The following is a 14,037-nucleotide window of genomic DNA, read 5'->3' as shown; positions in this document are numbered from 1 at the left end:
TCCCCCGCGCGCAAGGCGGGTGAGCTTTCTCGCACGGTTAGCGCACGAGACTAGCAGCAAGAATGAATGATTATCCGCTATAGTGCATTTTTAACGCATGCCGGATGGGGTACTTGCAGGGCATATAACCCATTATTCCGGCAAGCAGATAATTCCGGCAGGCGAATATACACAGGGAGGGAACAGTGAATCGCACCCCAGCTCGGGTTGCTATGGCGGCGCTCGCATGTTTTGGCCTAAGCGCCTGTACGCCCGCGGTTAGCGCTTTCGATAATGATCCCGGGGAAACCGGATACGACGTTTCGCATATAGAAGCAGTCCCGGAAATTGCCGCGCAAGTTCCGGAAAATATTCGCGCGCGCGGGGTGCTACGAAACGGAGCTTCCACGAACTGGCCCCCGCTCGAATACCGCAAATCTGACGGCCAAACCCCCACCGGGTACGAAATCGACCTGACCCGGGCACTCGCGAAAGTAATGGGCTTGCGCGATGGCACCACCCAGCACACGGAATTCGATGCGCTCCTGCCACAAATCGGAACCAAGTTCGACGTCGGACTTTCGGGCTTTACGGTAACCAAAGAGCGCTTGCAATCTTTCAATATGATCGCCTATTCGCAAGCGGGGACTTCGTGGGCGGTGGCAGCTGGTAATCCGGCCGCGTTCACGCCGGAAGATCCGTGTGGCTTCACCATCGGCGTGCAAACTGGCACTTCGCAATATGACTTCTTGAAGGAAACCAGTGCGCAGTGCGAGGCGGAAGGCAAGCCGGAAATCACGATCATGCCGATGCAAAGCCAAGCGCAAATTTCGGTGAAAGTTGCTTCTGGCCAATACGATGCCACTTTGGCCGATTCGCCAGTAATCGGATATTCGGTAGTTCGCACCGAAGGCAAACTGGAACATATTGGCGAGGAATTTGACTCGGCCCCGCAAGCCGTCGTCGTTCCCCTAGATGATCCGGAATTAGCCCAGGCCGTGGAAGACGCCCTCAACTACCTCATCGATACCGGTGAACTCGAAAAGATTCTTTCCTATTACGGGGCCAGCGGAGTTGCGCTACCCCACGCCACTTTGAACCCGGAGGTCAACTAATGCACACCACCGACTCACAAGAAACCAATTCCGCGCTTTCCGCGCCCGCCGCGGCGAACGGCAAAGCAAACGCCGGCGCGAACAGCACGGTAGCGGCTACCGCGAGCGCCCGAGCGGCTACCGCGAGCGCCGGAGTGGCTACCGCGAGCGCCGGAGCGGCCAGTAAACCGGATCTTATTCATCCGCAGTCGCACCTAAAGATTTCGAATATTGTGCTGGGCGTGGTGATCGCGATTTTGGCGGCCATGCTGGTTTCAGCGCTGGTGGGAAATGAGGCTTTCCGTTGGGATCTCGTCTTTTCTTATCTGTTCGATAAGCGGATTTTGCGCGGGGTGCTGTTCACGATTTTGCTGACGGTGGGCGCGATGGTCATCGGCATTATTTTGGCGCTTACGATGGCGCTGTGGCGCCAGTCCACAAATCCGCTTTTGCGCGGGGTGGCCTGGGTGTATATCTGGTTCTTCCGGGGTACGCCTATTTATACCCAGCTGATTTTCTGGGGTTTGCTGCCCTCGCTGTATTCTACTTTTTCGCTGGGAATTCCCTTCGGTCCGGAGTTTATTACTTTCGAAACCAGTCAGGTTTTCACGCCGCTGGTTTCTGCGCTGCTGGGCCTGGGGCTCAATGAGGGTGCTTATCTAGCGGAGATTATTCGTACCGGTTTCCAGTCCATCGACCCGGGCCAGCGGGAAGCCGCGCTCGCTTTGGGGATGACTCCGCGCACGATTACCAGGCGGATTATTTTCCCGCAGGCTATGCGTATTATTATTCCGCCCACCGGGAATGAAACGATTTCCATGCTCAAAACCACTTCCCTGGTGGTCGCGGTGCCTTTCACTTTGGAGCTTACGTTTACGACGACGGATCTGGGCTCGCAAACCTATTTGCCGATTCCTTTCCTGATGGTGGCCGCCATTTGGTATTTGGCTATTACCTCGGTGCTCATGGTGGGGCAAGCGCGTTTGGAACGGCATTTCGGACGCGGGCATAATCCGCGCGCCAACGCCGCGAAAGCTGCCGGTGCTGGCGGTGAGCCGGAAAATGGTGCTGGCCTGGCTAGCGGTGGGCCGGGCACTGGGAAAGGCCGGGCCGGGGCGGCCACGGCGCGCGGTACCCAATTTTTGGATGTAACGCCCTAGGCGCGGCGCGGACCGCTGAGCTACCACACATAGTTACGAATTTTTATAGAACGGCATACATAAGAACGGTGACGCAGATGGAAACCAAGGCAGAAAAAATGCAAGCACCTGACCCCGGGAATACGCTCGGAAACACGACCAGCAACACACCCGGCAACGCGCCCAGCAACGCGCCCAGCAACACACCCGGCAACACCCCCGGTAACGCGCCCGAGACCGCTGTACCCGGTGCCGTGCCCGCCGCCGCGCCGGTAGCAACCGCGCCCGATACTGCCTCTACCCCGCTGGTGCAAGTGGTGGACGTCCACAAGTATTTTGGGGATTTGCATGTACTCAAGGGCATCAATTTGGAAGTTCAGCAAGGTGAAGTGCTGGTGCTTTTAGGGCCTTCTGGGTCTGGTAAGTCCACACTCTTGCGGTGTTTGAACCAGCTGGAAAATATTTCGGCAGGCCGCATCTACGTAGATGGCGAGTTGCAGGGGATGACGGAATCACCTGCCCCTACAGGGTTTGCTTTGTGGAACGCGAAACGGCAAGGGGCGATTACGGCTGCGGGTACGTGGTTGCAGAAACGTTCCGACGCCGAGGTGGCGGCGCAGCGGGCTCGCATGGGGATGGTGTTCCAGCGTTTTAATTTATTCCCGCATATGACGGCTTTGGAAAACGTGGCGGAAGCACCGGCTCAAGTGGCCGGTTTGCCGGCCGCGCAAGCGCGCGAAAAAGCCGCGCACTATTTGGCCCAAGTGGGCCTTTCGGACCGGCAAGACCACTATCCTTCCGAACTTTCGGGCGGCCAGCAGCAGCGCGTGGCGATCGCGCGGGCCTTGGCTATGGAACCCGAAATCATGCTTTTTGATGAGCCGACCTCCGCGCTCGATCCGGAACTGGTAGGCGAAGTATTGGCCGTGATGAAGGATTTGGCCGCGGCTGGGATGACTATGGTTGTGGTTACCCACGAAATTGGTTTCGCGCGGGAGGTGGCCGATAACGTGGTGTTTATGGATGCCGGTTCCATTGTGGAACAGGGCGCCGCGGAACAAGTTATTGACCACCCGCAAGAACCGCGCGCTCAGGATTTCTTCACCTCAATCCTGTAGCGCGCGGCGCGGCCCGCGCGGCCCACGCGAGCATTTGCTAGGGGTGTCTTCCGCGCCCGCGGCCGCATTCCCGCTGACGCGGCCCACGCGAGCATTTGCTTAGGGACGCGCGGGCATTTGCCTACGCAGCAGGGTTTTCCTTTTGCGCGAGTGCAGCCGTGCCCGCTTCCAGAGTTTCGATGATTTTATCGACGTCGTACACGCAACCACGCCAAATACCACCGGAAACATCTTGCAGCACGGACCACAAACGCGTATCTGCGGGCAGATCCGGATCGGGCTGCAGATCCGGATTCGAGGGCCGGTTCGCTAACACCTGGGCACCTTCCGCATAGGAAAGCGGGGTTTCGGCACTGCCCACGAAATTGAGAGAACCGTCTAGGTTCACGGTATCCACCACGATTTCGATCAGATCCCCATCTTGGATCTTGCCAATTGGGCCGCCCGCCAAAGCTTCGGGCCCCACGTGCCCGAAACAGGCCCCGGTGGAAACCCCGGAGAACCGGGCGTCCGTAATCAGCGAAACATGCTTACCGTAAGGCAACTGTTTGAGCGCGGATGTGAGCTGGTAGGTCTCTTCCATGCCGGTACCGCGCGGGCCCACACCGGCCACGATCATAACGTCGCCCGCCTTGATCTTGCCGTCCTTGAGCGCTGCGATCGCTGCCTTTTCGGAAGCGAAAACGCGGGCCGGGCCAGTTTGCCGGAACACGCCGTCTTCCCCTACTACGCTCGGATCGATAGCGGTAGATTTCACCACGGATCCTTCCGGGGAAATATTGCCCTTCGGGAAGGTCACCGTGGAGGTGAGGCCGCGTTCCTTGGCTACCTCGATATCCATAATCACATCGCCCGGATCGGTGTGGTTCTTTTCCCGCAACCGTTGCTGTACTTGCTGGCGCCGATCCGAAGTTTCCCACCAGTCCAAGTTTTCGCCCAGGGTCTGCCCCGAAACGGTGAGCACATCTTCATGCAAAAGCCCCAGTTCGCGAATCTTGAGCATGGCTTCGGGCACGCCGCCGGCTAGGAATACCACGCCGGTGGGGAACATAACCGGGCCGATCGGCAACACCGAAACAATTCGCGGCACGATCTTATTGATCCGCGACCAATCGTCCACGGTCGGCACCCGGCAACCTGCCTCATATGCAATCGCCGTCAAATGCAAGAGCAAGTTCGTAGACCCACCAAAAGCGGCGTGCATAATCATCGCATTTTCGATCGACTTATCGGTGATAATGTCGCGCGTACAAATTCCTTGTTCCTTCATACGGTGCAAGGCGCGCGCCGAAGCAGTGCCGAGGTCTTTCCAGATTGGTTCGCCAGAAACGCACAGGGCCGAATGTGGCAAGGCCAGCCCCAAAGCTTCACCAACTACCTGGGAGGTGGCGGCGGTCCCCAAGAACTGGCAGCCCCCGCCACCAGAAGCGCAGGCCCGGCACCCTTCCAGGGCCGCATAGTCCAGATCAATCTCCCCGGCCGCATAGCGAATCCCAATAGTTTGGATCGTGCCGAGGTCCTCCCCAACCGTAGGCTGGCGCGTAGCCCCGCCCGGCACCAAAATCGTGGGCGTATCGTGCTGGGAAGCAAGTGCCATCATGGTGGCGGGCAAGCCCTTATCGCAAGAAGCAATACCCATTACCGCTTTCCGGGTGGGTAGGGAACGAATAATTCGGCGCATCACGATCGCCGCATCATTACGGTAAGGCAGGGAATCGAACATGCCGATAGTGCCCTGCGAGCGCCCATCGCACGGATCGGAAGTGTATCCCGCGTAGGGCACATCGCCTTGCCGTTTTAGTTCATTGGCGGCTTCTTCGATCAGCATTCCCAATTCGAAATGCCCGGTATGTAGGCCCAGCGCGGTAGGCGTGCCATCTTCCCCGCGCATACCACCTAGCGTAGAGATAATCATGACGTCGTCTTGCCCGATCGTCTCGGGGTCCCACCCCATCCCCACACCTTGGGTCATCGAAAACAGCACCCCGGAAGGGGCTTCCCGCAGTTGTTTAGCGGTCAGTGGCAGGCGCCCTTTCGGCCCGGGCGCGTGCGTATCTACGTGGTAAAACTCCGGTTCGCGGGGTTGGTAAATCTCATCTAGTAGGTTGCTCATGTCATTCTCCTTTGAATCTTGTGCATCCTTCGTGGTTCTGGTTCTCAGTTTCAGGTGGTAGCGATCCCTTCTGCTTCCATTAGTGCTTCTACCTGGGCGAGTATGCCGCTGATTTGGGTACGTGCCTTCTCCGTAAGTGGTGCGCTTGTGGCCGCGCTACGCGGGGAAATATCGAGCCCGCGTTGCCGGGTGGCTTCCTTGATCGCGGCCGGGAAGAAGGTGACGACGCCGTACAGCGCCGAGGCTGCGTCCAATATCCGCTGGATACTGCGGATCCGGGAAAGATCATTTTCCTGGATTGCGGCAACCCCGGCCGCGCATACTTCGGGGAACACATTGGATAGCCCAGCAATGCAGCCATTCCCACCCGCGAGCACATTGTGGAAGAAGTTTTCGTCCATTCCCGAATAGAAAATGAAATCCGGGGCTAACGGGCTTACTTCGGCAATTAGCTGGCGCGTGCCCGCCACATCCGAAATCGTGTCTTTGATGCCAACAATATTCGGATGTTTTTCTACCAGCTTTCGGATTAGGGGCCCGGTAAGAGGATTTCCAGTACGATCCGGGAAATTATATAGATACACGGGTTTGTCAGCTAAAGCCTGCGCGATCTGGGAAAAATGGGCGAAGAGATCTTCCTCGGAAAGCCGCATATAGTACGGGGCTATGAGGATCACGCTATCGGCGCCGTGGTCAAAAGCATAGCGGGATAGTTCCACGCTTTGCGCTACGGAATTAGCACCGGTTCCGACCATGAGATGGGTTTTCCCGGCCAGTTCTGCCCCGGCAAGGCGAATCAGTTCTTGCTTGCGGGCGGCGTCGAGGGCGAAAAACTCTCCCATAGAACCGAGCAGCAAAATACCGTCCAACCCGGAAGCGCAGAGTTTATCCCAATGGGTCCGGCAGGCATCGGCGTCGATACTCCCGTCCTCGCGGAACGGGGTGATAACCGGGCACAAGTATTTTGGTGCGGGAACTGTTCGCTGCGGGAGCGCAGGTGCGGCCGCAGGATTTTTAGCGGTAGTAGCAGAAGCACGGGCAGAGGTCAAAGTTATTCCTTTCTCTAGCTAAGCGTGATGGGGATTTCAGCGCCGCATTGTTTTTCAGCAATTGTCCGCGCCGCCCCGCACGCTTAGACGAAGACGTTGATGAGCAGGATCCACACAATTCCGAGTACGGAAACCAGGCAGGTTTGCACGGACCAGGTTTTGAAGGTTTGGCCCACGCTGAGGTGGAAATATTCCTTCACTAGCCAGAAACCGGCGTCGTTCACGTGGGAAAGGAAAGTGGAACCGGCACCGATCGCGAGCGCCATGAGGGCCAATTCCACCGGGACCATGCCGGCGGCAAGTGGGGCCACGATACCGGCCGCGGTAATGGTGGCGACGGTAGCGCTACCGGTGGCAACGCGAATGAAAGCGGCTACTAGCCAAGCGGCAAGCAGCGGGGAGATTGGCAGGCCGGAAAGCCAGCCGCCAATAACGTCGGCAATACCGGAATCCACCAGGGTTTCCTTGAAGCCGCCGCCCGCACCCACGATGAGCAAGACGGAAGCGATCGGGGCGAAGGAGCCGCCGATAATATCGGAAACTTCAGAAAGGCTTTTCCCGCGGCCCAGGCCGAGCACAATAATTCCGTAGAGCACGGCTACCAAAAGTGCCACGAGCGGCTTGCCGAGGAAGGCCACCAGGTCCGATTCCCAGCCCACGATCTCGAAGATCGAATGCAAGAGCATGAGGACCACGGGAATTAGCACGATCAGTACGGAAGCGAAGAAACTGGGCCGCTCGCTGTGTGCGACTTCCGATTGGTGGCCTTCGAGGTGTTCGTCGGTTACGTGCGTGGGCACGAGTTTTGCCATGGGCCGAGCCAGCAGCGGGCCGGCGATAATCACCGTGGGGATGGCAATAATCAGGCCGATTCCCAAGGTGAGGCCAATATTGGCGCCCAAGGTGTCGATGGCGATAAGCGGGCCCGGATGGGGTGGCACGAAGCAGTGCAAGCACACTAGGCCGGCCAGCGCCGGCATAGCCAGCAACATGAGTGGCTGTTTCGTGCGGCGCGCTACCAGCATGATTACCGGAACCATGAGCACCACGCCCACTTCGAAGAAGAGCGGGATGCCGATGATAAAGGCAATTAGGGCCATCGCCCACGGGAGCCGTTTGGTTCCTGTAGCCCCAATAATGGTTTCTACGATTTGATCGGCGCCACCGGAACGTATCAATAGTTCGCCGATCATGGACCCGAGGACGATGAGTACTCCTACCCCGCCTACGGTGCTTCCCAAACCTGTGGTGAAGGAGGAGAAAGCATCCAAGAGTGGCGTGCCCGCGATTAGGGCCATCACAAAGGAACCGAAGAGCAGGGCGAGGAAGGGATGCACTTTGAGTGCGGTAATCAAAAGGATAATGAGGGCAACACCCACCAGCGCGGCCACGATGAGCTGGGTGGGAGAGGCACTGCTTGCAGCGCCTGCCGCCGCGGTAAGCGGCAATGTCTGGGTCAGAATTCCAGCCATTGGACTCCTTCCATCAAATACGGTAAATTCACGTTGTGCGAATTTCAGTCCGTCTATCTGAATTTAACCTCACGGTAGCGAGAAAAGCGCATTCCATCAACCGGAACCGCGTTTTAGCAAAATGAATCTTGCTTAATTCTGAGTTTTTTTCGGCAGGTTTTAAGCCAAAAGGCCCAAAACTCCGGTATCTTCCAAGTAACCGAAAGCTTGGAGCCACGGCCGCACGACGGTGTGCCAGCATGTGCCCGCACGCTTCAGGCTCACCGCCGCACGCCGAAGGCAAACCGGTTTGCCGGGCCTGCTGGTTTGCCGGGCGTGGCAAGAACAAGCGTTGTAGGAAAGAAGTAGAGCGATGAGTCAGCACACTGTACACGGTGATAGCGCGTATTATCACGGCGATACCCAGCCTCATACCCAACCTTTGGTTTCCCAGCCACTGGTTTCCGCGGACCTTAGTAAACTCAAGGGTGCCGATCGTGTTTTGGCTCTCCTCATCGTGCTCGCTCACCGGCCCCAAGGTGCCAGTTTGGAAGAACTGGCGGAAATTATGGCGGCCCCAAAATCCACCGTGCATCGTTCCCTAAGTTCGCTGGTTAAATCCGAGCTGGTAACGAATTCTGCACATGGGCGCTACGAAATAAGTGACGAATTTTTGCGCCTCGCTTTTACCTATGCCGAATCACGGCCGCTTACCCAGCGCGTGCAACCAATTCTGAACCGTTTGGTGGCACGGTTCGGGGAGACCGCGCACTATGCGGTACTTGATGGTAACCGCGTGATCTATCAAGCAAAGGCCGAACCGCAGGGCCGTGCTGTAAAACTAACCTCGGTAGTGGGCGGCGCTAACCCGGCCCATGCCACCGCCGTCGGCAAACTTCTCCTCGCTTATAAAACCCACACGCTCACGGACCTCTACGAAATATTGGGCCTCACTCCGCCGAGTACACCGAATACACCGAATACTGACGCCGCTGTAACCGGCGAAGCACGCGCCGCCGCCGTAACCGGCAAAGCACACGCAGCTGCCCCCGCACACGCCACCAAAGCCGGCGTGGCAAGTGGGCCGGCTGCACCCAGCGCGGGTAGCACGCCCGAATTGGAGAGGCGCACGGCCCATACCATTACCTCGGTACCGAAATTGTGGAAAGAACTAGAAATCATTCGCGCCCAGCAATACGCGGTGGATCGCGAGGAAAGCGAAAACGGACTCAACTGCCTGGCCGTGCCGTACTACGCGCCGGGTAGTCAATATTTGGCCGGCGCGATCAGCGTTTCAGCAATTGCCTTCCGCATGCCGCTCCACGTTTTAGAAGAAAACGTGGCGGAAATCCGCGAAATCGTAAATACGAGCGGGCAGTAAAACGAGGCGAAGGTAACCGCGCGGTCTTGCCTAACTATCGCCTAACTAACGGCGCCCCTACCTAATTAGCAGGTACCTATTTAGTAGGCACCTAATTAGCGCCTAATTAGCAGCGCCGCAAAATAAACGGCCCGGGCAGGAAAAACGCATTCCTAGCCCGGGCCGTAGATATATGTTTTTACTTTTTCGCGCTACCGCGCACCGCAAACGCAACTGGAGTTTTACTGCCGGTGTTCGCGGTAGTAGGCAATCAGCGCGCGCGTGGATGGATCTTGGGCCGCGAGGGCTTCTTCATCTCCGGCAATGGCGGGTGCCAGGTCGATTGCCATTTGTTTGCCCAGTTCCACACCCCACTGGTCGAAGGAATCGATCCCCCATACCACGCCTTGAGTGAAGGTGATGTGTTCGTAAAGGGCAATGAGCTGGCCGAGCACTGCCGGCGTGAGTGCCGGCGCCATGATAGACGCCGTCGGCTTATTACCCGGGAACACGCGGGCGGGCACGATTTCTTCCGGTGTGCCTTCAGCCCGTACCTCATCGGCCGTCTTGCCGAATGCCAAGGCCTTCGTTTGGGCGAAGAAGTTACCGAGGAACAGCTCATGCTGGTCTGCTTCCCCATCTCGCAAGGCGTAGGTGGGGTTGGCAAAAGCAATGAAATCTGCGGGGATAAGCTGCGTGCCCTGGTGGATGAGCTGGTAGAAAGCATGCTGGCCATTAGTGCCGGGTTCGCCCCAGAACACTTCGCCAGTTGCGGTAGTAACCGGGCTGCCGTCCCAGCGCACCCGCTTGCCATTCGATTCCATGGTGAGCTGCTGCAAATAGGCCGGGAAACGGTGCAGGTACTGCGAGTACGGGAGCACGGCGTGGGTGGCCGCCCCGAAGAAGTTCACGTACCACACATTGAGCAAGCCCATCAGCAAGGGCACATTCTTTTCCGGTGCTGCCTGCGCGAAATGCTCATCGATCGCATGGAAACCGGCCAGGAAATCGTCGAAGTTATCCGGGCCGATCGCAATCACCAGGGAAAGGCCAACCGCGCTGTCTACCGAGTAGCGGCCGCCCACCCAGTCCCAGAACCCGAAGGCATTCTCCACCGAAATACCGAACTCGGATACCTTCTCCAAATTGGTGGACACCGCCACAAAGTGCTTAGCTACGGCGTCGGCACTTTGTACCCCGCGCGCCGCCAACTGCTGGAGCAACCAGGTACGTGCCTGGCGCGCATTCGTAAGGGTTTCCAGGGTGGTAAAGGTTTTGGAGGCAACGATAAACAACACGGTTTCTGGATCGACGCCGCGTAGCTTCTCCCCCACATCGGTGGGATCAATATTGGAAATAAACCGGCATTCTAAACCGTCCTTTACGTACGGTTTAAGTGCTTCATAGGCCATTACCGGCCCGAGGTCGGAACCACCGATCCCAATATTGATAACGGTGCGGATCGGTTTACCCGTCACGCCCTTCCATTCGCCCGAGCGGACCGCGCGCGCAAAATCGTACATGCGGCCTTTCACTTCATGCACATCGGCCACCACGTTTTGCCCATCTACTACGAGCTCATCGGTGGCCGGGCGGCGCAAAGCCGTATGCAAAACCGCGCGGTCTTCAGTGGTGTTGATATGCGCGCCAGCATACATAGCATCCCGGCGTTCGAGCACCTTGGTTTCCGCGGCCAGTTCTAGGAGGGCATCACGCACCGGCGCCGTCAAATAAGACTTCGAAAGATCTACGTTGAGGCTCCCCGCCTCATACGTGAACTCGCTGGCCCGTTGCGGATCAGCGGCAAACCAGCTCCGGAAATCCACCTGGAAATCCGCATACAATTTTTCGAGTTTCGCCCATGCGGCCGTACTCGTGGGATCAATTGGTTTCTGCATGAGTCCTCCACGTTGAAGAGTATGTAACACAACCATCCTAACCAACGCCGCGCACTGTGGTATAGGCCGCTTTGCGCAGGCGCGCCAGCCAGACAGGCCGCATTTCTGCCCCCCCCCCCCCCCGAAAATACTGCCCCGCTAGCGGCTCATCGCCCCCGCAAACGGCTGTCACCCTCCCCGAAAAAGCAGACGCCCACTACCCGCCCCGAACTACACCTGCTACCCGCAAAGCTACTACCCGCCCCAAAATGATCGCGCGGCAAACCGGCAGTATGCAGCAAACCCGCAGATCGCAGCCAAGTTTGAAGAATCGCGGGCTTAAATCCCGCCTAAATCTTCCCCCATTTGAAAGAATTATCGGAGAAACAAGTGAGGAGAAGCCCATGGCGAATCTTGAATCTATTAGGCAGGCGAGTGCTTCAAGCCAAAATGTGCCTTCTACGGAAGAGCTAGCCGGCCCTGGCCTGGTTCACTCAGACCGTCCGAAGCTCGCCGTTCTCACCTCTGGTGGCGATGCTCCCGGAATGAATGCCGTGTTGCGCGCGGTAGTACGTACTTCTTTGCAAAATAAATGGCAGCCCTGTGTAATCCACGAAGGTTGGAAGGGGGCGATTGCCGGTGGCGATTTCATCCAGCCCGTGGTGTGGGGAGATATGTCTTCCATCTTGGAAAAGGGCGGCACCGTGATCGGTTCGGCGCGTTCCTCCGAATTTCGGGAGCCGGAAGGCCAACGCGTTGCCGTCAAAAACTTTGTACAGGCAGGGATTGACCACCTGGTAGTGATCGGCGGGGATGGCTCACTCACCGGCGCCAACCTACTCCACGAACGCTGGCCAAAATATTTGGAAGAACTGGTAGCCAGCGGGGATATTACGAGCGAACAGGCCGCAAAATATCCGGAACTGCAAGTGGTGGGCGTGGTCGGCTCGATTGATAACGACCTCGTAGGTTCAGATATTACGGTAGGTACGGATACGGCCCTGCACCGTATTTTGGATGCGATTGATGCGATTACTTCTACCGCGGCTTCTCACCAACGCACTTTCATCGTGGAAGTAATGGGCCGGCGGTGCGGATATTTGGCTTTGCAAGCGGCCGTGGGTGGCGGTGCCGACTACGTGTTTATTCCCGAACATCCACCGGAAGACGGTTGGGAAGACGCCATGTGTAACCGTCTCACCCAAGGCCGGCAAGCCGGGCGGCGCGCGCAGATCATTATTGTGGCGGAAGGTTGCGAGGATCGGCACGGCGAAAAAATCACGGCCCAACGGATCCAACAAGCAATTAAAGACCGGTTGCACGAATCTCCGCGCATCACCGCCCTCGGGCACGTGCAACGCGGTGGCACTCCTTCCGCTTATGACCGGTGGATGTCTACTTTGCTTGGCTACACCGCCGCCGTGGAACTCATGGGGATGCAAGCCGGCGATGACTCCTGCATTATCGGCGTATGCAATAACCAACTGCAGCGTTTGCCGCTGGTTAAAGCGGTAGCTAACACGCAACAGGTAGCGCAGGATCTTGCCGCTGGTAATTACGACGCCGCAGTGGCCAGCCGCGGCAAGGGGTTCCAGCAGATGCTCAATATTTTCTCGGCGATCTCCCGGCCCTTCCCCGCCCCCAAACCGCGCCCTGATGGGCGTAGCCCGCGCCTGGCCATTATGCATGTGGGCGGGCTGGCCCCCGGAATGAATCCGGCGGCGCGCACGGCGGTACGGCTCGGCATTGACCGCGGCTATACCATGTTGGGAGTAGAAGGCGGATTCCCCGGTTTGATTGCGGGAGACGTCCACGAACTGCACTGGATGGACGTGGATTCTTGGGCTGGTTTAGGCGGGGCCGCGTTGGGCACGCGCCGCGCGATCCCCACGATCGACCAGTACTTCACGCTTGCCCAGTCGATTGAGAAAAACCAGATTGACGGGATTATTCTCATTGGCGGCCTGGCCGGTTACGAAGCAGCTTTGGCACTTACCCAGGAACGGCATCGCTACCCGGCTTTCAATATTCCGATCGTGTGTGTACCGGCCACGATTGACAACAATTTGCCGGGCGCAGACTTGTCCATCGGAGCGGATTCGGCACTGAACACTAATGTGCGCGCAATCGACAAAATCCGCGAATCGGCTTCGGCTACCAACCGGTGTTTCGTGGTGGAAGTAATGGGACGCCGTTCCGGGTATTTGGCTTTGATGAGCGGGATCGCTACCGGCGCCGAACAGGTTTACCTCTTCGAACTGGGTATTACCCTCAAACAGCTCACTAATGATTGCCAGCGGATGATCCGTTCCTTTAGCGGCACCCGCACCCTCTACTTGGTAATCCGCAATGAGAACGCCTCCAAGTACTACACCACTGAGCTCCTGGCTAATATTTTCGAAGAAGAAGGCGGCAATCTTTTCGATGTGCGGGCCAATATTATTGGCCACCAGCAACAAGGCGGCGAACCTAGCCCATATGACCGGACGCTCGCGGTGAAACTCGTAGACGCCGCCCTAGACGAAATCGACCGGCAATTCGATTCGGGCCGTTTCGCTTCCCGTTATGTGGGGCAGGTGCGCGGCGAATTTGTAACCCATCCGATCCTCCACATGGACGAGCAGATGAATATGGAAACCCGCCTACCCTATGACCCGTGGTGGTTGGGCGTATTACCGGTGCTCTACACCGTAGGAGAACGTTTCTGGGCGGGCGAACAACTACCGCTAGATCTGTACACCCGCAAATACCCAGACAAATACCTGGACTAGCGCCAACTAACGCGAGTGCCAAGTACGCGAACACCACCCAACGCTAACTATATGGAAGCGCCAGGTACCACAGGTACCAACTGCGC

The 14,037-nt window shown here is 57.7% G+C and carries 9 protein-coding genes; 5 read left to right on the top strand and 4 right to left on the bottom strand.

Annotated features, from left to right (window positions below):
* Positions 1-212 precede the first annotated feature (212 nt).
* From H8274_RS03700 to H8274_RS03690, 3 genes are all read left to right on the top strand, one after another.
* Positions 213-1,094 carry an ABC transporter substrate-binding protein gene (locus tag H8274_RS03700; protein ID WP_185934445.1) on the top strand — a complete coding sequence of 294 codons (882 nt, stop codon included), beginning with the start codon at positions 213-215 and terminating at the stop codon, positions 1,092-1,094.
* The gene (locus tag H8274_RS03695; protein ID WP_185933856.1) at positions 1,094-2,233 is read left to right on the top strand and encodes an amino acid ABC transporter permease; all 1,140 of its coding nucleotides are present in this window, start codon (positions 1,094-1,096) and stop codon (positions 2,231-2,233) included. The genes H8274_RS03700 and H8274_RS03695 overlap by 1 nt, the downstream gene beginning before the upstream one ends.
* A gap of 98 nt (positions 2,234-2,331) precedes the next feature.
* Positions 2,332-3,330 (top strand): amino acid ABC transporter ATP-binding protein, encoded by a 999-nt coding sequence (locus H8274_RS03690; RefSeq protein ID WP_185934444.1) that lies wholly within the window; start codon positions 2,332-2,334, stop codon positions 3,328-3,330.
* 121 nt (positions 3,331-3,451) lie between these two features.
* Here H8274_RS03690 and H8274_RS03685 read toward each other — a convergent pair whose 3' ends face one another.
* The 3 genes from H8274_RS03685 to H8274_RS03675 form a co-directional block, all read right to left on the bottom strand.
* On the bottom strand, positions 3,452-5,443 hold the full coding sequence (locus H8274_RS03685) for a YjhG/YagF family D-xylonate dehydratase (RefSeq protein ID WP_185933855.1): 1,992 nt from the start codon (positions 5,441-5,443) through the stop codon (positions 3,452-3,454).
* A gap of 50 nt (positions 5,444-5,493) precedes the next feature.
* A complete protein-coding gene (locus H8274_RS03680) occupies positions 5,494-6,492 on the bottom strand; it encodes a dihydrodipicolinate synthase family protein (protein ID WP_185933854.1) in 999 nt (332 codons plus the stop codon).
* Positions 6,493-6,575: 83 nt separating this feature from the next.
* Positions 6,576-7,964, bottom strand: a complete 1,389-nt coding sequence (locus H8274_RS03675; RefSeq protein WP_185933853.1) for a GntP family permease — start codon at positions 7,962-7,964, stop codon at positions 6,576-6,578.
* A 352-nt stretch (positions 7,965-8,316) separates the two neighbouring features.
* On the opposite strand from H8274_RS03675, the gene H8274_RS03670 reads away from it, so the two are divergent.
* Complete coding sequence (locus H8274_RS03670) at positions 8,317-9,324, top strand: IclR family transcriptional regulator (RefSeq protein WP_185933852.1); 1,008 nt, start codon at positions 8,317-8,319, stop codon at positions 9,322-9,324.
* A 221-nt stretch (positions 9,325-9,545) separates the two neighbouring features.
* On the opposite strand, the gene pgi is transcribed toward H8274_RS03670, so the two are convergent.
* Positions 9,546-11,201 carry a glucose-6-phosphate isomerase gene (pgi, locus tag H8274_RS03665; protein WP_049618861.1) on the bottom strand — a complete coding sequence of 552 codons (1,656 nt, stop codon included), beginning with the start codon at positions 11,199-11,201 and terminating at the stop codon, positions 9,546-9,548.
* A 383-nt stretch (positions 11,202-11,584) separates the two neighbouring features.
* On the opposite strand from pgi, the gene H8274_RS03660 reads away from it, so the two are divergent.
* Positions 11,585-13,951 (top strand): 6-phosphofructokinase, encoded by a 2,367-nt coding sequence (locus tag H8274_RS03660; protein WP_185933851.1) that lies wholly within the window; start codon positions 11,585-11,587, stop codon positions 13,949-13,951.
* Positions 13,952-14,037: the final 86 nt, after the last annotated feature.

The sequence above is a fragment of the Actinobaculum suis genome (genome assembly GCF_900618115.1).
Lineage (GTDB): Bacteria > Actinomycetota > Actinomycetes > Actinomycetales > Actinomycetaceae > Actinobaculum > Actinobaculum suis.
The sequence above is the reverse complement of the archived record's forward strand: the minus strand, read 5'-3'. Positions and strand labels throughout refer to the sequence as shown.